The sequence below is a fragment of the Enterobacter cloacae complex sp. IR5403 genome (genome assembly GCF_049238705.1).
Classification (GTDB): domain Bacteria; phylum Pseudomonadota; class Gammaproteobacteria; order Enterobacterales; family Enterobacteriaceae; genus Enterobacter; species Enterobacter hormaechei_C.
Genome location: NZ_JBMKHP010000002.1, coordinates 14,575 through 33,250, shown reverse-complemented (window position 1 = coordinate 33,250; position 18,676 = coordinate 14,575). Strand labels below are relative to the sequence as shown.

The following is an 18,676-nucleotide window of genomic DNA, read 5'->3' as shown; positions in this document are numbered from 1 at the left end:
TTGGCTTTTCGTCAGACTGGAAGAGAGTGAGATGGCAAAGCAGCGCGTAGGTATTGTCTTTGGGGGAAAATCGGCAGAGCACGAGGTGTCGTTGCAATCGGCTAAAAATATCGTTGATGCGATTGATAAAAGCCGTTTTGACGTGGTGCTGTTGGGCATTGATAAACAGGGCCAGTGGCATGTTAACGATGCCAGCCAGTATCTGTTACACGCTGACGATCCGGCGCACATCGCCCTTAATCCTTCTGATATCAGCGTCGCAACGGTTCCGGGCGTAGAACAGGGACAGCTTATCGATGCCGGGAACGCGCAGGCGCTGGCACAGATTGACGTGGTGTTCCCTATTGTTCACGGCACGCTGGGCGAAGACGGCTCCCTGCAAGGCATGCTGCGGATGGCGAACCTGCCGTTTGTCGGTTCCGATGTGCTGGGCTCTGCCGCCTGCATGGATAAAGACGTCACAAAACGTCTCCTGCGTGACGCCGGTCTGAATATTGCGCCGTTCGTGACGCTTACTCGCGCCAACCGCGATAAACACAGCTTCGCGCAGATCCAGGCGCAACTCGGCCTGCCGCTGTTTGTGAAACCAGCGAATCAGGGCTCGTCCGTCGGCGTCAGCAAAGTCACCAGCGAAGCGCAGTTTAACGATGCCGTTCGTCTGGCCTTTGAGTTTGACCATAAGGTGGTGGTTGAGCAGGGAATTAACGGACGCGAAATTGAGTGCGCCGTACTGGGCAACGACTTCCCGCAGGCGAGTACCTGCGGTGAAGTCGTGTTGAACAGCGACTTCTATTCCTACGACACCAAATATATTGACGACAAAGGTGCCCAGGTTGTGGTTCCCGCCGCGCTCGATCCTGACGTTAACGACAAGATCCGCGCGATCGCCGTTGAAGCCTATCAGGCGCTGGGATGCTGTGGGATGGCGCGCGTCGACGTGTTTCTGACGCCGGATAACGAGGTGGTGATTAACGAAATCAATACTCTGCCGGGCTTTACCAATATCAGCATGTACCCGAAACTGTGGCAGGCCAGCGGGATAAGCTATCCGGAACTGATCACCCGCCTGATTGAACTGGCGCTGGAGCGTCACGCCGCTGACAGCGCCCTGAAAAGCTCTGTTAACTAACGGTTAGTCGGCTTTCTCTGCCGTCGTCGTCTCATCGGGACGACGGCGGATAATAAATCCCGCCAGCCAGAAACTGATTACCCAGGTTACCAGCCCAACCGCATAGGTTTGCCAGCCTTTCGCTTCAAATCCCAGCAGCCCGACAACACCGTTGAGAATAAAGATCAGCCCGATCGCAAAGGCGTAGTAATGCCAGTCACGGCGTAGTTTGGAAGTGAGCTTCATGACAACTCCGGCAGAAAAAAACCTATCCTCTCACAGTTTGATCAAGGCGTCTGTGGCGGATACGTAAATTCTGAAAAGCAGCGCAGTTTCACTTATGTTATCAATTTGTGACGTGATGCAGAAATCGACAATCCAGGAGAAATCCTGAGCCGAATTTCCCACGATTCTGATATTGACAAATGCTATGACCTGTCACACTCACCCTGTACGACGCGTATTAAAACAGAGTGATATTTTCGGGAGGTCTTATGGCAGACTTTACATTGTCGAAACCGATTTTTGGCGGAAAACAACCAAAAACCTCCACGGCGGGGAATATTGCCTATGCCCTGTTTGTTCTGTTTTGTTTCTGGGCTGGAACCCAACTGCTGAATATGCTGGTGCATGCCCCCGGCGTGTATGAGCATCTGATGCAGGTGCAGGATACAGGCCGCCCGCGCGTTGAAATCGGTTTAGGCGTGAGCACCGTATTTGGACTCATTCCCTTCCTCGCGGGCAGCATGGTTCTGGGCGTGATTGCCCTTGTCCTGCGCTGGCGCAACCGCCACTGATTACAGTCCCATACAGCGTGCCCGACGATCGTCAACGCGTTTCGCGAACCAGGCGGTCGTCAGGTTACGCGTGATCTTCGGGCTTTCCAGCTGAATGCCTGGCAGAATGGCTCTGGGTAATGCCTTCCCACTTTTCTTCTCGGCCAGCGCAAAGACCTGCTTATACAGATCCGTTTTCTCAAACGCCAGGCTATCGCCCTTCTCCAGCTGTCGGCGAATGTCGCTATTGCTCATCTCCAGCTTCGTCGAGAGTTTTCGCACCGCACGTTCGGTAGTCCCGGCCTCACTGCTGCCGTAAGCAATGAGATCGCCGTCCAAAGCGAGCTTCACACCGCTGGCGCGGCTTACCGCATTCTGGAAGGCTGCATTTCGGCTGGCATACCAGCCCGCGTTAAAGTCGGCAAAGCGATACAGCGGTTTATCGTAGTTGGCCGGATAATTCAGCAGGTGATACGTTCCAAACCACAGCCCACCGCGCAGGGAGAAGACCTCCTGACGTACCGTACCGTCGATATCCCACGGATAGCCGTCGGTATGCTTTTCCGCAAATGCGATACTGACCTGCATCGGACCGCCGGTATGCACCGGATTTAGCGAACCAAACAGCTTCTGCCCCATCGGTACCATATTGATGAAATCATCGAAAATGGCGCTGAGCTGCTTCTCGGTTTTCACCGTATCCAGCCGTTCACTGTAGCTTTTACCGTTTGGCGAGGTGATTTTAAGGGCGGTATGCACCAGGAAAACCGGGATATGCATCGATTCGGCCCGACGGTCGATCTCCTTCCAGGCGATTTTGTTCAGGCCAGGCACAACAGGATCTGACTGATACATTGATTCCTGCTGCGCCACCGCCAGCACCGAGCAGATATTCTCCTCGGTAGGCGCGATCTTCTGGCTTTTGAAGGTCGCTGCCAGCGCATCAGCCCACTCACTGCGATCCTTCACGCTGGCGGGCATCTTTTGCCGCACCACGCTCGCCACATCAACGGGCTTCTCCCCTTCTTTGAGCGGGGCAGCCCCTTTTTCGGCACAGCCCGCCAGCACGAAAGCGGCGAGTAACGTCAGCGGTAATGCACGTGATACGGCTAATGGCATAGCAATTCCTTTTTAACCTAATGTATGGGTGACTTCCTGCACGTCCTTATCGTCCAGCTCACGCTCGAAACTGCGTAAACGTTTGTAGATGGACATCAGCTCCACCAGCGTAGTCCAGGAGCTAATCAGATACTGGAACGAACCGCGAACCTGACCAAAGACGTTGGTGATTTGGGTCATCAGACCGAGCGTAATCGTACCCGCAACGATGGACGGGAACAGCAGGAACAACCCGAAAACGTTATCAACCTGAAGATAAAGAATGCGCGCGATATTGAAATACATGTAATGGAAATAGAGGCGGAAGTAGTTACGACGTACGGCGCCAAACAGCTCACGCACGGTAGGCGGTGACGCACGGTTGGCATCGTCTTCGCCATACACCAGCTCTTTACGGTAGGCCGCTTCCACGCGCTGGTTTTTAAACTCCAGCCCCGGCAGCTTGATCCCTACCACCGCCAGCAGCCCCGTTCCCATCAGCGACCAGACAATCGCAGCAATCACCAGGCCGTAGGGCAGATGGCCGACAATCGGCAGCTCCGGAACGTGCGACGAGAGCGTCACCAGCACCGGCAGGAAGGCGATCAGCGTCATGATGGCGTTGATAAAGCTCACGCCCATATCTTCCAGAGTAGAGGCAAAACGCATGGTGTCTTCCTGCACACGCTGTGCGGCACCTTCGATATGCCGCAGGTGCTGCCAGTGCGCCATATAGTGTTCGTTCATCGCCGTACGCCAGCGGAACACATAGTGGCTGACGAAAAAGTTATTCATCACGCCGATCACCACGGCGATGAGGGCGATGCCGAGGAAGATCCCCACCTCATGGTAGAACTGGTTAATGGTCACTTTATGCGGCGAACTCAGCGCCGTCTGGATCAGATCGTAAAACGGCGCATACCAGGCGTTGACCGCTACGCCCACCTCCACCAGGAACCAGGTGACAAAGATGATTAACGACGTGCCGAAAATCGACCAGTATTGCCAGCGGTGAGGAGAATAGACAAACCAGAACATGGCGAAAAGCCCTACGCAGAGCACGTAATAAGCGTAGAAAAGCAGATAGCTCATGGACCAGAAGCGCGCTGCGCTAATGGGAATGTCGCCCGTTGCCCCCGTAAGACGGGTCAGCCACGCGCCGCCACCGGCCTGCCAGAAAATGACAGCCAGCAGTGCCCAAATAAATGCCGACAGGAAAAAGGGCCCCGGCTTTGGGAAAAAAGACTTAAACATTGTGCTTCCTTCTTGTTGTTATGGCTGTTGCTGTGTTCAACATATCGCCACACGAAACCTTGCCTGTGCCAGCCTCCCGGCTCAGGCAAAAAAGTGAGACCTGCGGGTGAATTATTAGTTCGCTTCCCCGTTTTCAGGAATTGTTTCGGTGCGTTTCATTCGCAACAGCGATCGTAGCGTCTATCATACGGTCGATGTCACAAAATGGGAGCCACGCCGCAAGTAAATTGTTCAAATTTACCCACGGTTACGTTTTTCTCGCTATCGTTATGCAAATCGGGCCATTGCCCGACGCCGATTAGTAGTATAACTACCCGTAACTTTCCTTATTCACTTGATGGATGCTTTTCGTTGAAACGTTGTCTGCTCTCTATCGCCGCGCTGTGTGCGGTGAGCCTGTCAACCGCCCAGGCAGCACAGCCTCTGACGGCCCCGGTTCTGGCCTCTGACATTGCCGATCGCTACGCGAACCTTATTTATTACGGCAGCGGTGCGACGGGAATGGCGCTGGTCGTGATCGACGGTAACCAACGGGTGTTTCGCAGCTTCGGTGAAACACGGCCGGGAAATAACGTTCGTCCGCAGCTGGATTCCGTTATCCGTATCGCGTCGATAACCAAGTTGATGACCAGCGAAATGCTGGTGAAACTGCTCGATCAGGGCGTGGTGAAACTCGACGATCCGCTCAGCAAATATGCGCCGCCCGGCGCTCGCGTTCCGACATATCAGGGAACGCCGATCAGACTGGTGAATCTTGCGACCCATACCAGCGCCCTGCCGCGAGAACAGCCCGGTGGCGCTGCGCATCGCCCTGTCTTTGTCTGGCCAACCCGCGAGCAACGCTGGAACTACCTGAGCACAGCAACCCTGAAATCGGCCCCGGGCTCGCAGGCCGGCTATTCTAACCTGGCGTTTGATCTGCTGGCCGACGCTTTAGCGACGGCCTCGGGTAAGCCCTACCCTCAACTGTTTGAAGAGCAGATCACGCGTCCGCTCGGGATGAAAGATACCACGTACACCCCCTCCCCGGACCAGTGCAAGCGTCTGATGGTGGCGGAAAAAGGGGCCAGCCCGTGCAATAACACGCTGGCCGCCATTGGCAGCGGTGGCGTTTACTCTACGCCCGGCGACATGATGCGCTGGATGCAACAGTTCCTCTCATCGGATTTTTACGCGCGCAGCAATCAGGCCGACCGAATGCAGACGCTCATCTACCAGCGTGCTCAGCTACGTCGCGTCATTGGCATGGATGTTCCAGGTAAAGCCGATGCCCTCGGCATGGGCTGGGTGTATATGGCGCCAAAAGATGGCCGACCGGGGATTATTCAAAAAACCGGTGGAGGTGGCGGATTCATCACCTACATGGCGATGATTCCGCAATCAAACGTAGGCGCTTTTGTGGTGGTCACCCGGTCGCCAAATACACGCTTCGTGAATATGAGTGATGGCGTAAATAATCTGGTGGCCGAGCTGAGCGCCAATAAAGCACAGGTGCTTACGGCCTCTAACTGATCTCAATAGTCCGTGGGCAAACGGTTGATACTGATCAGTTTGCCCCGACTCATATTGATGTAGTTCCCCTGCCGCAGCGCCGCCAGAACCTCAGCAACGACCGAACGAGAAATACGCGTGCTACGCTGAATATGATTCATAACACCAATTTTTGAACGTAGCGTGTCATCCCACTCGGCCATATTGATCAGCATCGCCCGAATTTGGCTATAGGAGTTATTTCCGACCAACTGCATATCACGCTTTCCCATTAAATGGTTTAGCCATGACAGCCAGCAGAAAGCCTCTTGCCAAAGTTGCGCTTCCTGAATAAGTTGGCACGCGTCAGAGGCGGGCAAATAAAATCCGCTACAAGGTGTTTGTGCTATCAGAGAATATTCAAGATGGTTGTCATTTATCCATGCGCTTAAACCGTGGATATACGGTGCCCGCGCGATACCCATAAGTAATTCGTCTGATTTACGGTGGACGGCAGTCAGACCGGATTGTATGACAACGGTCAAGGGTTCATCATCATTATTGCCGGTAGTTATTAATTGTTGTGGTTCGGTCTTAAATGGGGTACCGGCGATTTCCAGACACTTTATGAGCCGGCTTAATTCAGAAAGTGGTTTCGCATTAACGTTCATGCATACCTCAAGTCATCTGTATCTGTCGGTTCTTTATTATTTTTAAAGCACATAAAAAAGCGGGGGCAAAATCCCCCGCGTTTTTTTCTTACCAGGTATATTTCACACCCAGGTTTGCGCCCCAGTTCTGGTCAACGTCGCCGCCGCCCAGATAAGTCGCATCAGTGTAAGCACTGAAGTTTTTCGTGAAGCTGAACTGAGTGCCCAGTCCCACGCGAACCGCAGAGCCTTCCACGCCGTTATCAATGCTGTCGTTGTTGATATCAGCATTGTTGTCGGCATCGTCATACACGTAAGCCAGTTTGAAGTAAGGCGTTAATGCCTGCTCACCGCCGTAGTTGAAGGTATAACCTGCATCCACGCCGAGTTCATAACGCATACTGTCGTAAGACTGACCATCGATACGCATGTCGTTGCTTAACTGGTAGTCATCACCGGACTGGAACAGGCCAGAGATCGCCGCGTAAGGCGTGACGTAGCCAGACAGGTTTGGTTTCCAGTCATAGCCCAGTTTCATTCCGAAACCAACGGCGTCAGTCGTGGTATTACCGTCAACATACTGACCATTGCTCATGGTGGCAGAGAGGTCGTTGTTGAAGCGGGTGTAGCTCAGGGAGCTGTCGAGGAAGATGTCATTCATGAACTTCGCCGACGCGTAGATCATCGCAGTCTGGCTGTCCTGATCGACCTGACCTGTACGATCGCTGATATCACCCTTCGCGAAACCAGCCGCACCACCGACAATCCACTTAGCATTATTACCGTCGATCTGAGTATCCAGACCTACCATAATGCCGCTTACGTCCTGATCGTAGCTAACGGTGCCATTATCCGCGTCAAAGTTGCCGCCGAAATAGCTCACCCATGCGCCGCCGTTATCTGCCAGGCCATGACGGCTGTTGGTCAGACGGGTACCCACGGTATCCTGTTGCAGATTCCAGATGTTGGTATTAGCAGAAGGAATGCTCAGCGCCATGTTGGCGTAGTCGGTCAGCTCTTCCTGCTGGAGAACAACGGTGTCGCCCTTCTGCTGCGCCTGATAGGTGTAAGCACCTAAATCAGCTTTGTTTGCCGCAGTAAAGCTGGCAGCGGTATCCGCGTTATTGTCATAGACGCGAATGATCTCTTTGTTTTTGTAGTCAGCTACGGAGCCTGCGCCGGTCGCATCGTCGATGCGCACTTTATAGTTACCGGCAACGTCACCGTTCACCGCCAGATGACCGTCAGAGTTCAGCGCGACAACACCATAGTCGTAGTCCGCTTTATAGCGATCGTTGGTGATATAGCGTGCGTTGTTCAGGTCGCTGTTCAGCACATAATCGCGGCTGGCAACGTTGAGCACACCGCCATCGGTCAGCACCATATTGTGCGTATCAACCTGACCCAGACCCAGCGCCAGCTCTGCACCGTTGTCCACGGTAATGGTGTTGGCATACAGCTCAGCTGTCTCTTCAGTCAGTGCCGCACGGCTGTAGCTATCCAGATACAGGCTGTCGGTTGCTACCGCGCCGCTGTCGCCGATATTCAGGCTAGACGCATTGGTCAGAGTGATGGAATCGGCCAGCAGGCCGGAGTTTTCAACATTGACCTGAGACTGGTTGTTCACCGTCAGCGCGTCGATGTTGGAGATCTTACGGGTATCCCACTCGGAACCGTTATCCAGCGCCACGTTGAACAGGCCGCTCTGATAAACCTCTTCACCCGCAACGTGACCGTTGCTGTCAAAGGTAGAATCAGGCCAGATGCTGTTTGGAGAAAGCGCGTGCCAGTCTACATTGCTGTAGCCTTCACCATACATCTGCGCCGTGCCGATGGCTTCAACGCTTGACTGCGCAGCACCCACCCATTTACTGCCATTGGTCAGCGTGACATCCAGCTTGTCGGTATCATCCCAGCCGTTAGTAGTTGGGTTATAGATGCCGTCATCGGTGGTATCCGTTGCCGGATCGCCATTCTCGTAGAAGTTGTTATCAAAGGTGCTGGAGAAAAGGATATCGCCAGTAATGGTAGAGTGATCGAAGGTAGCGGTGGTCTGCATAGCGTTATCAGACGCGCCGGCCGCAACGATCAGCGCCGCATCATCGGCAGCCGTGGCGTTGGTTTCACCGTAGTCGCTCGGCTTCGCCGTTTGACCGTAGAAGCCGCTGGTACCCAGATCGCTGTACGCACCGGAGGTCAGCACAGAGTCTTTCACCACCAGCGTATCAGTAAAGACATTGCTGCTATTAGCAACGCCTTCAACACCGTCGTATGGCGTGTTATCCAGATCCTGGTAACCCTGCGTCAGCGTGATGCCCGCGATGTGGGAGTTGTTCTGAATAACGATATCAGACTCAACGTCCAGGGTGATGGCGTTACCCAGACCATAGGTGTCCAGATAATGCGTTTCAGTGGTTTCGCCATTAACGACATCATACGCGTAATGCTCGTAGGTATCGTTGATGGTGGAGTTATCAACGGTCAGGCTAAAACGATCATACTGGGTATGAGCGGTGCCGTCAGTATCTACGCCATCTGCACACGTCGTGGTCATACACTCTGACGTGATCATGCCGTTAATGGTACTGTTAGAAATACTCAACGCGTTCGCACGGCCATTGACACCATCATCCAGATAGTATGTCGAAATAACTCCGTTTACGGTTGATTTATTGACGACCGGATAAATGTCACCATCATGTGTGGCATCTGAATAATTCCAGTCAGCATAACCATAATACCAGGGCGTGGACGCAGTATTGTCATATCCATAAGTATTATATGTCGTGCCGGATATATCTTTCGCATTGGCCTGAGAAGCGATAGCCAGTGTGCAGGCTAATGCAAGTTGTGATACAACCAGTTTCTTTTTCCATGTTTGCATTGGGTCATCCCTCCTCAGGGACGTAAGCAAGTTTGTCCATCAAATCATTTGGCAATGTTTAATTGCGGAAGGAATTATGCAGTTTCACTTCGAAAAGGTTCAATGAATGATTCCATTAAGTCCGTATTCAGACAAATAAGCTTATAAACCCAGGACAATATCAATCATTATGAATAAAGATTATAAAATCAGTAGATTGCAATCTCATTTCATTGGTTCAATAAATATAATAAAAAACAATAGATCACTAATAATGATATTACCTCTTCAATACAGAAATAACGCCAATATATTCCCCTCTTTAAAATGCCTTTTTAATTTCGGGAGGACAAATTACCCGTCGCGTGTTTTGACGCAACGCCCAAAATCTAAAAGCCCACTTTAGTAAAACACCGCTCCCCGCTTTCAGGTACACTATACCTCTTTGTTCCACAAACATCAGGCATACCATGACCGATTTAATTGCACGTCCCCGTCGCCTGCGCAAGTCACCCGCACTGCGCGCCATGTTTGAAGAGACAACACTGACCTTAAACGATCTGGTGTTGCCGATTTTTGTTGAAGAAGAGATCGATGACTACAAAGCCATCGACGCGATGCCGGGCGTGATGCGCATTCCTGAAAAGCATCTGGCCCGCGAGATCGAACGTATTGCGAATGCGGGCATCCGCTCGGTGATGACGTTCGGTATCTCCCACCACACTGACGCGACCGGCAGCGATGCCTGGAAAGAAGACGGCCTCGTCGCCCGCATGTCGCGCATCTGCAAAGAGAGTGTGCCGGAGATGATCGTCATGTCCGATACCTGCTTCTGCGAATACACCTCTCATGGCCACTGCGGTGTGCTGTGCGATCACGGCGTGGACAACGATGCGACCCTGCTGAATCTGGGCAAGCAGGCGGTGGTTGCCGCCGCTGCGGGTGCGGATTTCATTGCGCCTTCTGCGGCAATGGATGGGCAGGTACAGGCGATCCGCCAGGCGCTGGACGCCGCGGGCTTCACCGACACCGCCATCATGTCCTACTCCACCAAATTCGCCTCCTCTTTCTACGGCCCGTTCCGCGAAGCAGCGGGCACCGCGCTGAAAGGCGATCGTAAAACCTATCAGATGAACCCGCTGAACCGCCGCGAAGCGATTCGTGAGTCTCTGCTTGATGAAGCCCAGGGCGCTGACTGCCTGATGGTGAAACCGGCTGGCGCATACCTGGATATCCTGCGCGACATTCGCGAACGCACCGAACTGCCGCTTGGCGCCTACCAGGTGAGTGGCGAGTACGCGATGATCAAATTCGCCGCGCAGGCGGGTGCCATCGACGAAGAGAAAGTGATCCTCGAAAGCCTGGGGGCGATCAAACGCGCGGGCGCGGATCTGATCTTCAGCTATTTCGCGCTGGATCTGGCTGAGAAGAAAATTCTGCGTTAATCCGCTTTAGCGCCGGGTGGCGGCTTCGCCTTACCCGGCCTGCTCTCTGCGCTAATCTTCACCAAACTGCAATACAAACGACATCTCCTCCTTCTACTGTCTGGGCAAGACGGCAGGAGGAGTGATCAATGTTTAGTCTCGACAGCGTTCTTGATGACCTTTGGCCTCAGGCGAGGCCAGCACCCTGGCAAAAAAGTCTGTTAAAAAGACTGCTTCACGAAGACGAATTTCAGCAGTTTGCCGCCAGCCACCGTCACCTGAAAGGGCTGGATATGGTGGAGCAGGTTCTGGAACACCTTGATATTCACTGCTCCGTTTCCGCTCGCGATCTCGAACAAATCCCCGAACACGGCCCACTCATTGTGATAGCGAACCACCCCACCGGCACCCTGGATGGGCTGGCGCTGCTGTACGCCGTTTCCCGCGTGCGCCGCGACGTCAGGGTTGTTACCAACAGGATGCTGTCCCACCTTGAGCCCCTCAGTTCATTGTTTATTCCCGTAGATAATATGGGCGGCAGAACCGCAAAAGCCTCACTGATACAGATGGAGCAGCACCTGCAAAACGCCGGTGTGCTGATCTTCTTTCCGGCGGGTGAAGTTTCCCGCCCAACGCGCAAAGGCATCCGCGATAAAAAATGGCATCCGGGCTTTATCAAGCTGGCCGGTAAATTACGGGTGCCGCTACTTCCGGTACATATCCAGGCGCACAACAGCCTGCTGTTTTATGCCAGCACGCTGGTCTCGCCAACTGTATCCATGCTGCTGCTGATGCAACAGATGTTTCGCCGCCGTCACAGTCAGCTGCCGATCAAAATCGGCCAGCAGATTGCCTGGAATGAGCGGTTTAGTTCTACCCTTTCATCGCGTGAGATGGCCGAGCAGTGTCGTCAGCACGTGATACGTCTTGGCAAGGGATTGCCTGGCGTCTTTAAAACCCAGTGCGCCATTGCCCGCCCGGAAGACAGGGCCACGCTGAAGCGCGAACTGGCGCAGGCAGAGTGTCTGGGAAAAACCAGCGATGGTAAGGCCATCTATCTTTGGCAGCGCAACGGGCAGGAAGAGGCGCCTCTGCTGCGCGAGCTGGGGCGGCTGCGCGAGATTGCCTTTCGTGCCGTGGAGGAAGGCAGCGGGAAGCGCCGGGATACGGACAGCTACGATGATGACTATCTGCACCTCATTCTGTGGGATGACGATGACCTGGAAATTGTCGGCGCGTACCGCTTTATGCCAACGGCCATGCAGGTGGAAAAGCGCGGCGTCGAGGGGTTGTACAGTTACAGCCTGTTCCACTACGACGAAAAAATGCAGGACATACTGGAGCACGGCATTGAGCTGGGGCGCAGCTTTATACAGCCGCGCTACTGGGGGCGTCGCGGTCTGGACTACCTGTGGTCAGGTATTGGCGCCTATCTGGCACGCTATCCCCATTACCGCTACCTGTTTGGCCCGGTCTCCATTTCCGGCGGCTTACCGCCTGCCGCGCGGGATCTGCTGGTGGCGTTTTATCGTCTCTGGTTTCCGGCCAGCCATCCTTTAGCCGCCTCGCGTCAACCCTATCCGGCCTCACTTCCGGATGTGCTGGCACAGTTTGGCGGGGTGGATTACGTGGATGACCTGACAAAGCTGAAATCCCTGCTCGGAAACCTGGGTTGCGGCATCCCGCCGCTCTACAAACAGTATTCCGAGCTATGCGAGCCCGGCGGCGTGCAGTTTATCGATTTCGGCAGCGATCCGGCGTTCAATAACTGTATCGACGGGCTGGTGCTGGTGGATCTGTGTTATCTGAAGGCGAACCGCTATCAGCGGTATATAGAAGCACACCTTTAGCCTCGTTGCCCGGTGGCGCTACGCTTACCGGGCCTACAATGAAACGTAGGCCCGGTAAGGCAACGCCGCCACCCGGCAATCAAGGCGCACGGTAAAACGGCTTATCCCCCAGGATCGTCGCCCGCTGCATAATCCTTCGCTGCGGCAGGTAATCCGCATTGGCGTAATGCTGCGTGACGCGGTTATCCCAGATCGCCAGATCGTTCTCCTGCCAACGCCAGCGCACCTGGAACTCCGGTTTGGTGATGTGCGCGAACAGGAAGCCAAGCAGCGCCTCACTCTCTTTTTCCGCTACGTCCACGATGCGCGTGGTGAACCCTTCATTCACAAACAGCGCCTGCTTTCCGGTCACCGGATGGGTCCGCACCACCGGGTGCAGCAGCGGGGGATGTTTTGCGACCGCATCCAGCCAGCGCTGGTGTTCCTCTTCCGTTTTACGGTACTTGTACTCCGGGAACGATTTTTTGAAGTCATGCTCCGCCCGCAGGCCGCTCAGCAGGGTCTGGAGCGGCGCGGAGAGCGCCTCAAACGCGGCAATCCCGCTGGCCCACAGCGTGTCCCCACCCGTCTCCGGCAGCTGTTTTGCTGCCAGAATCGCCCCGGCTGGCGGTGTGTCGATAAAGGTAACGTCCGTGTGCCAGTTGTCATTATCGGGCGGGTTATCGTTATGGGTATCCAGCACGATAATTTCCTCCACCCCTTCCGCATGCGGGTAGACCGGGTGGATATGCAGGTCGCCAAAACGCAGGGCCAGCGCGCGCTGCTGCTGCGGGGTAATGGCCTGTTCACGCAGGAACACCACCTGATGACGCAGCACCGCGTGGTACAGCTGCTCAAACTGGTTATCGCTCAGCGGACGGGTTACGTCCAGGCCCGACACCTGCGCGCCAATATATGGCCCCAGCGGGGTAATGGTCAGTCGTTCACTCATTGTATTTCTCCATGCCAGGGCGTCAGGCGACGCTGTAGCGCGCGCAGTCCCAGTTCTAATCCAAAGGCAATCGCGGCGATCACCGCGATCCCTGCCAGTACCACGTCAGTCGCCAGGAACTCTCCCGCCGACTGCACCATAAACCCAAGGCCGCGCGTGGCGGCTATCAGCTCTGCCGCCACCAGCGTAGACCAGCCCACCCCAAGGCCGATGCGCAGCCCGGTCAGTATCTCCGGCAGCGCGCCCGGTAAAATGACGAACAGCAGTACCTGCGCGCGGCTGGCGCCGAGCGACTGCGCCGCACGTATGCGTACCTGCTGCGCACTCTTTACGCCAGCCAGGGCCGACATCGCAACCGGCGCAAATATCGCCAGGTATATCAGTAAGATCTTTGACGTCTCCCCGATACCAAACCAGATCACCATCAGGGGCAGGTAAGCCAGCGGCGGGACGGGACGGTAAAGCTCTATCAGCGGGTCGAGAATGCCGCGTACCGTCGGGCTCAGTCCCATCGCGATCCCCACCGGAACGCCAATAATGACCGCCGCCAGCAGCGCCACCAGAATACGCGTCAGACTGGCGCCTAAATGCTGCCAGAGCGTGGCATCCATAAAGCCCTGCGGCCCGGCGATAGTAATCAGTTTTTCCAGAACCTGGCCTGGCGGGGGCAGAAACAGCGGGCTGATCCACTGCTGCGCGGCAACCGCCCACCATACCGCCAGCAACACCACCAGCGTGCCGACGCTTAAGGTGAGCTGGCGAGAGAACGGCCAGCGTAATGCAAGGCGCGTCCGCCGCGTTTTTTCACTGAAAACAATGCTCATGAGAACGCCTCCCGTTGCTCAAACACGCGGCTTAAGACGTATTCACGCTGTTCAATAAACAGCGGATCGGATTTGATGCTGCGTACCGGCTCTCCCGCCACATAGCGGCGGGCAAAGTCAAGCGGCAGGCGCTCCAGCACGCGTCCCGGCCCCGGTGAGAGCAGCACCAGCTCTGTCGCCATAAACACGGCCTCTTCGATATCATGGGTGATTAACAGCACCTGCTTGCCGGTTTCGTGCCACAGGCGCAGCAGCAGGGTTTGCATCTGCTCGCGGGTGAAGGCATCCAGCGCCCCGAAAGGTTCGTCCAGCAACAGCAGCTGTGGGTTAGCCGCCAGCGCACGGGCGATCCCGACGCGCTGACGCTGCCCGCCTGAAAGCTGCCAGATAAAGCGTTTTTCAGCCCCCTCCAGCCCGACCTTTTTCAGCATATCGCGCGCCGTTTTCAGGCGCTGTTCACGCGCTACACCGGCCAGTTGCAGACCAAATGCAACGTTTTCCTGCACGTTTCGCCACGGGAGTAGTCCTTCATTCTGAAAGACCACGCCGCGCTCTGCGCCCGGCCCCGTTACCCGTTTCCCTTCCAGTTGGATCGTGCCGTGCTGATACGGTACAAACCCGGCGATCAGGTTCAGCAGCGTCGTTTTCCCGCAGCCGGACGGTCCCAGCACCACCAGCAGTTCACCGCTGTCCAGCGTCAGGTAGATCTCTTCCAGGGCGGGTTTGCCGCCGTAATCGGCAGACAGGTTTGTAATGTTCAGCATTGCAGCCCCCTTATTTCACGAAGCGATCGGTCACGAACTGGCTGTAATCCGCCGCCACCGCAGGTACTTTGCCCTGCTCTTTCAGGAATGTGGCAGTGTCGACAATCGCTTTGCTCACCGGCCCGTTCAGCTGCTGGACCTGCTGCGCAGGCGTCAGATAGGTGTTGCCTTTTACCAGCCCCGGCACGTCAGCTTCCGGCACGCCGCTCAGACGTGAGAGTTTCTCCAGGTTGGCGGGCTGTTTCAGCCATTCATCCGGGTTGCTGATGTATGGCTGCTGTGCGTCGATGGCGCTTTTGGCGAAGGCTTTCACCACTTCAGGGTGTTTCTCGGCAAAGTCCTTACGTACGACCCAGACGTCAAGGGTTGGCGCGCCCCACTGCCCCACTTTTTCGGAGTCGGTCAGCACGGTGCCCTCTTTTTCCAGCTCGTTGACGGCGGGCGCCCAGACGTATGCTCCGTCGATGTCGCCACGCTGCCAGGCGGCAATAATCGCCGGAGGTTGCAGGTTGATGATCTGCACCTGGCCCGGCTTAATGCCCCAGTGTTTCAGCGCTGCCAGCAGGCTGTAATGCGTGGTGGAGATAAACGGCACCGCGATGCGTTTGCCGATCAAATCTTCGGGTTTCGTGATAGTTTTCTTCACCACCAGTGCTTCGGAATTTCCGAGCTGCGACGCCAGCAGGAAGACTTCAATCGGCACCTGCTGGCTGGCGGCCACCGCCAGCGGGCTGGAGCCCAGGTTGCCAATCTGCACGTCGCCCGAGGCTAACGCCCGCACAATCGCCGCGCCGCTGTCGAACTTGCGCCAGTCGACGTTCGCCCCGCTCGCTTTGGCAAAGGTGTTGTCCGCCTGCGCGACTTTCGCCGGTTCCGCGGAAGTCTGATACGCGACGGTGACGTCCACCGCCTGCGCCTGAAATGCCCACAGCGCCAGTGCGCCGAGAAGTGTGATCCGCGATGAAATTGCCATAATGTCTGCTCCCCTTGTTGTTATGAGGGCAGTATTTCCGGCGCGAGAATTTTGATAAAGGAATAAAAAAGAATCGCTAATGACGATTCGTTTTTAGAAAAAAAGCGGGAAAGGATAGTGAATTTTGTGCGGTTGTTTCGCCGGGTGGCGCTGCGCTTACCCGGCCTACGGTTCGTGCAATTTGTAGGCCGGGTAAGGCGCAGCGCCACCCGGCAAAGACCTCAGCGCTGAACAGTCAGCGCAGCAATATCTTTCGGCGTGGTCCGGCAACATCCTCCGATTAATTTTGCGCCAGCCGCCAGCCACTGCGGTAAATACCCTGCCAGCGTCTCGCAGGCTTCACCGTGGTGATGCCAGGTTTTGCTCACCGCATCATAATGCTCGCCGGAGTTCGGATAGACCACCAGCGGCAGCGATGTCAGGCTGTGCAGATGCGTCAGCGCCGAGGTGGTGTTTTCCAGCGCGATACAGTTGATCCCCAGCGCGATAACCTGCGGGTAGCTTTCGAGCGCAGAAACGACATCCCGCAGCGGCGCTCCGTCACTCAGGTGCTCGCTGTCACGCAGGGTAAATGAGAACCATGCCCGGGCGCGAGGATACGCCGTCAGCAACGCCGCAAGCGCCTTAATCTCCGGGAACGAAGGCAGCGTTTCACAAGCCAGCAGATCCGCGCCCGCATCCAGCAGCGCCTCCACGCGGGGACGGTGGAACGCAGTGAATTCTTCGGCGCGACGCACGTAATCGCCGCGATATTCAGATCCATCGGCAAGATACGCGCCGTACGGCCCTACCGACCCCGCCACCAGCAGCGTGCCCGCTTGCGCATTCTCTGCCAGGTACGCTTCCCGCGCTTTGCGCGCCAGCTCTACGCTTTTGCCAATCAACGCCCGGGATTGCGCCTCGTCCAGCCCGCGTGCGGCAAAGCCCGCAGGCGTGGCCTGATAGCTGGCGGTGATCGCCACCTGTGCCCCCGCGCGGTAATAGTCGAGGTGCACGTCACGGATCAGCTCCGGGTTTTCCATCAGCACTTTGGCCGACCAGAGGCTGTCGGCAAGGTTACAACCGCGCGCTTCCAGCTCCGTTGCCATTGCCCCATCCAGCACGACAAACGGCTGGTTTTCAAGGAGGGCGGTAAGCGGATTATTCTGCGACATGTTCAGGCTCCTGCGTGGTCAGGTTTCGGGTCAGGTAGTACGCACCATAACACAGGGCGACAAACGGAAGCCCGCAATAAAGGGCAATACGCTGGCTGGGGTCAAACCACAGGCCGACGCAGGCCACCAGGCAGAGGATAAAGCCAAGCACGGGCACCAGCGGATACCATGGCGCGCGATACTGCAACGCCGAAAGCGGCTGCCCGGACTGCACGTGACGGCGACGAAACACAAAGTGCGACGCGCAGATGCTGATCCACACCGCCACCACCGCAAAACCGGAAATGGCTGACAGGGCCACAAACACCGTATCCGGCGCGACCACGCTGGAGAACAGCGCCAGCACGCCGCCCAGCATGGAAACGGAGAGCGCCGTCAGCGGCACGCCGTTTTTGTTGACGCGGGCAAAGCAGCGCGGCAGCGTTTTCTCGTTAGACAGAGACCACAGCATACGGCCAGAGGCGTACAGACCCGAGTTCGCCGCCGAGAGGATCGCCGTCAGGATCACGAAGTTAAAGATATCCGCCGCATACGGAATGCCGACCTTTTCAAACACCAGCACGAACGGGCTTTTCTCCACACCAGCCTGCTGCATCGGGATCAGCGCCGCCAGCACAAACACGGTGCCAATAAAGAAGATGATGAGCCGGGCGATGGTGGTGCGAATAGCAACCGGAATAACCTTGTGCGGGTTTTCCGTTTCTCCTGCGGCGATGCCGATAAGCTCCGTTCCGGAGAAGGCAAAGTTGACCGCCACCATGGTCATCAGGATCGGCAGACCACCGTGCGGGAACCAGCCTTCGGCAGTAATGTTGCTTAAGCCCGGCGCCGGTGAACCGTCCTGCATCGGGATGAAACCGAAGATCGCCGCCCCGCCGAGAATAATGAAGGCGATGATGGTGATGACTTTCACCAGCGAGAACCAGAATTCTCCTTCAGCGAAGAAGCGCGTGGAAATGACGTTAAGAGCAAAAATCACCACGCAAAAGACGACGCACCACGTCCAGACGGGAACCTGCGGGAACCAGTACTGCATACAGAACCCGGCTGCGGTAAAGCTCGATCCCAGTGCCACTGTCCACGTAAGCCAGTAAAGCCACGCCACGGTATACCCTGTCGCCGGGCCGAGATAACGAGCGGCGTAGACGTGAAACGCGCCGGTTTCCGGCATCGCCACGGAAAGTTCCCCCAGGCATTGCATAACCAGCCAGACCACCAGCGCACCGATAAGATACGCCAGCAGCGTGCCCGCCGCGCCGGTTGTCGAAATGATGTATCCGGTATTGAAGAATAACCCTGTGCCAATAACGCCACCCAGCGAGAGCATAATCAGGTGACGGGTTTTCATGGTGCGCTTAAGCTGCCCGTTTTGTTGTTCTGTTTGCATATTACCTTCTAAACGTATGGACATCTAAACATCCAAAGAAGGGTGTTATACCGCGATTGTTAACAAAAAGCCACCCGGCACGACTTCGGCGCAATTATTGGTAAATCCTTAAATCAGTTCTATAGTCGACACAGTTTCTTCTTCACCAGG

Annotated in this window: 16 protein-coding genes; 5 read left to right on the top strand and 11 right to left on the bottom strand. The window is 55.8% G+C overall.

Going from position 1 to position 18,676, the window contains the following annotated elements; all coding sequences use genetic code 11:
* The first annotated feature begins 31 nt into the window (after positions 1–31).
* Positions 32–1,129, top strand: a complete 1,098-nt coding sequence (ddlA, locus tag ACOTW6_RS03145; RefSeq protein WP_023296002.1) for a D-alanine--D-alanine ligase — start codon at positions 32–34, stop codon at positions 1,127–1,129.
* A gap of 3 nt (positions 1,130–1,132) precedes the next feature.
* Here ddlA and ACOTW6_RS03140 read toward each other — a convergent pair whose 3' ends face one another.
* Positions 1,133–1,354: a DUF2754 domain-containing protein gene (locus tag ACOTW6_RS03140; protein ID WP_015571318.1), complete on the bottom strand. Its 222-nt coding sequence runs from the start codon at positions 1,352–1,354 to the stop codon at positions 1,133–1,135.
* Positions 1,355–1,602: 248 nt separating this feature from the next.
* Between ACOTW6_RS03140 and ACOTW6_RS03135 the strand changes: the two genes are divergently transcribed.
* A complete protein-coding gene (locus tag ACOTW6_RS03135) occupies positions 1,603–1,905 on the top strand; it encodes a DUF2755 family protein (RefSeq protein ID WP_003859159.1) in 303 nt (100 codons plus the stop codon).
* Here the strand turns inward: ACOTW6_RS03135 and ACOTW6_RS03130 are convergent, their stop codons facing one another.
* Both ACOTW6_RS03130 and sbmA read right to left on the bottom strand, forming a co-directional pair.
* Complete coding sequence (locus tag ACOTW6_RS03130; protein ID WP_213789416.1) at positions 1,906–3,003, bottom strand: DUF1615 domain-containing protein; 1,098 nt, start codon at positions 3,001–3,003, stop codon at positions 1,906–1,908.
* 12 nt (positions 3,004–3,015) lie between these two features.
* The gene (sbmA, locus tag ACOTW6_RS03125; RefSeq protein WP_213789417.1) at positions 3,016–4,236 is read right to left on the bottom strand and encodes a peptide antibiotic transporter SbmA; all 1,221 of its coding nucleotides are present in this window, start codon (positions 4,234–4,236) and stop codon (positions 3,016–3,018) included.
* Positions 4,237–4,587: 351 nt separating this feature from the next.
* Between sbmA and ampH the strand changes: the two genes are divergently transcribed.
* A complete protein-coding gene (ampH, locus tag ACOTW6_RS03120; protein ID WP_032652680.1) occupies positions 4,588–5,748 on the top strand; it encodes a D-alanyl-D-alanine-carboxypeptidase/endopeptidase AmpH in 1,161 nt (386 codons plus the stop codon).
* Between the two features lie 2 nt (positions 5,749–5,750).
* On the opposite strand, the gene ACOTW6_RS03115 is transcribed toward ampH, so the two are convergent.
* Together ACOTW6_RS03115 and ACOTW6_RS03110 are read right to left on the bottom strand one after the other, a co-directional pair.
* Complete coding sequence (locus ACOTW6_RS03115) at positions 5,751–6,377, bottom strand: helix-turn-helix domain-containing protein (RefSeq protein ID WP_063134259.1); 627 nt, start codon at positions 6,375–6,377, stop codon at positions 5,751–5,753.
* An 88-nt stretch (positions 6,378–6,465) separates the two neighbouring features.
* Positions 6,466–9,240: an autotransporter outer membrane beta-barrel domain-containing protein gene (locus tag ACOTW6_RS03110; RefSeq protein ID WP_090279655.1), complete on the bottom strand. Its 2,775-nt coding sequence runs from the start codon at positions 9,238–9,240 to the stop codon at positions 6,466–6,468.
* 449 nt (positions 9,241–9,689) lie between these two features.
* On the opposite strand from ACOTW6_RS03110, the gene hemB reads away from it, so the two are divergent.
* Together hemB and ACOTW6_RS03100 are read left to right on the top strand one after the other, a co-directional pair.
* Complete coding sequence (hemB, locus tag ACOTW6_RS03105; RefSeq protein ID WP_015571323.1) at positions 9,690–10,664, top strand: porphobilinogen synthase; 975 nt, start codon at positions 9,690–9,692, stop codon at positions 10,662–10,664.
* A gap of 128 nt (positions 10,665–10,792) precedes the next feature.
* A complete protein-coding gene (locus ACOTW6_RS03100; protein WP_047637572.1) occupies positions 10,793–12,493 on the top strand; it encodes a lysophospholipid acyltransferase family protein in 1,701 nt (566 codons plus the stop codon).
* A gap of 79 nt (positions 12,494–12,572) precedes the next feature.
* Here the strand turns inward: ACOTW6_RS03100 and tauD are convergent, their stop codons facing one another.
* The 6 genes from tauD to mmuP form a co-directional block, all read right to left on the bottom strand.
* Positions 12,573–13,424: a taurine dioxygenase gene (gene tauD / locus ACOTW6_RS03095; protein ID WP_062933722.1), complete on the bottom strand. Its 852-nt coding sequence runs from the start codon at positions 13,422–13,424 to the stop codon at positions 12,573–12,575.
* Entirely contained in the window at positions 13,421–14,248 is an 828-nt protein-coding gene (gene tauC, locus ACOTW6_RS03090; RefSeq protein WP_194301818.1) for a taurine ABC transporter permease TauC, read from the bottom strand. Before tauC ends, tauD begins: the two co-directional genes overlap by 4 nt.
* On the bottom strand, positions 14,245–15,012 hold the full coding sequence (gene tauB / locus ACOTW6_RS03085) for a taurine ABC transporter ATP-binding subunit (RefSeq protein WP_213789419.1): 768 nt from the start codon (positions 15,010–15,012) through the stop codon (positions 14,245–14,247). The genes tauC and tauB overlap by 4 nt, the downstream gene beginning before the upstream one ends.
* A 10-nt stretch (positions 15,013–15,022) precedes the next feature.
* Complete coding sequence (gene tauA / locus ACOTW6_RS03080) at positions 15,023–15,985, bottom strand: taurine ABC transporter substrate-binding protein (protein ID WP_023295999.1); 963 nt, start codon at positions 15,983–15,985, stop codon at positions 15,023–15,025.
* A 221-nt stretch (positions 15,986–16,206) separates the two neighbouring features.
* Positions 16,207–17,139 (bottom strand): homocysteine S-methyltransferase, encoded by a 933-nt coding sequence (gene mmuM / locus ACOTW6_RS03075; RefSeq protein WP_213789420.1) that lies wholly within the window; start codon positions 17,137–17,139, stop codon positions 16,207–16,209.
* Complete coding sequence (gene mmuP, locus ACOTW6_RS03070; RefSeq protein WP_017383140.1) at positions 17,126–18,526, bottom strand: S-methylmethionine permease; 1,401 nt, start codon at positions 18,524–18,526, stop codon at positions 17,126–17,128. The genes mmuM and mmuP overlap by 14 nt, the downstream gene beginning before the upstream one ends.
* Positions 18,527–18,676: the final 150 nt, after the last annotated feature.

Coding starts and splice junctions, on each gene's coding strand:
- ACOTW6_RS03100 (WP_047637572.1), top strand. CDS start 10,793: ATGTTTAGTCTCGACAGCGTTCTTGATGACCTTTGGCCTCAGGCGAGG.
- sbmA (WP_213789417.1), bottom strand. CDS start 4,236: ATGTTTAAGTCTTTTTTCCCAAAGCCGGGGCCCTTTTTCCTGTCGGCA.
- ACOTW6_RS03130 (WP_213789416.1), bottom strand. CDS start 3,003: ATGCCATTAGCCGTATCACGTGCATTACCGCTGACGTTACTCGCCGCT.
- tauA (WP_023295999.1), bottom strand. CDS start 15,985: ATGGCAATTTCATCGCGGATCACACTTCTCGGCGCACTGGCGCTGTGG.
- hemB (WP_015571323.1), top strand. CDS start 9,690: ATGACCGATTTAATTGCACGTCCCCGTCGCCTGCGCAAGTCACCCGCA.
- mmuM (WP_213789420.1), bottom strand. CDS start 17,139: ATGTCGCAGAATAATCCGCTTACCGCCCTCCTTGAAAACCAGCCGTTT.
- ACOTW6_RS03115 (WP_063134259.1), bottom strand. CDS start 6,377: ATGAACGTTAATGCGAAACCACTTTCTGAATTAAGCCGGCTCATAAAG.
- ACOTW6_RS03110 (WP_090279655.1), bottom strand. CDS start 9,240: ATGCAAACATGGAAAAAGAAACTGGTTGTATCACAACTTGCATTAGCC.
- mmuP (WP_017383140.1), bottom strand. CDS start 18,526: ATGCAAACAGAACAACAAAACGGGCAGCTTAAGCGCACCATGAAAACC.
- tauC (WP_194301818.1), bottom strand. CDS start 14,248: ATGAGCATTGTTTTCAGTGAAAAAACGCGGCGGACGCGCCTTGCATTA.
- ACOTW6_RS03135 (WP_003859159.1), top strand. CDS start 1,603: ATGGCAGACTTTACATTGTCGAAACCGATTTTTGGCGGAAAACAACCA.
- ddlA (WP_023296002.1), top strand. CDS start 32: ATGGCAAAGCAGCGCGTAGGTATTGTCTTTGGGGGAAAATCGGCAGAG.
- tauB (WP_213789419.1), bottom strand. CDS start 15,012: ATGCTGAACATTACAAACCTGTCTGCCGATTACGGCGGCAAACCCGCC.
- tauD (WP_062933722.1), bottom strand. CDS start 13,424: ATGAGTGAACGACTGACCATTACCCCGCTGGGGCCATATATTGGCGCG.
- ACOTW6_RS03140 (WP_015571318.1), bottom strand. CDS start 1,354: ATGAAGCTCACTTCCAAACTACGCCGTGACTGGCATTACTACGCCTTT.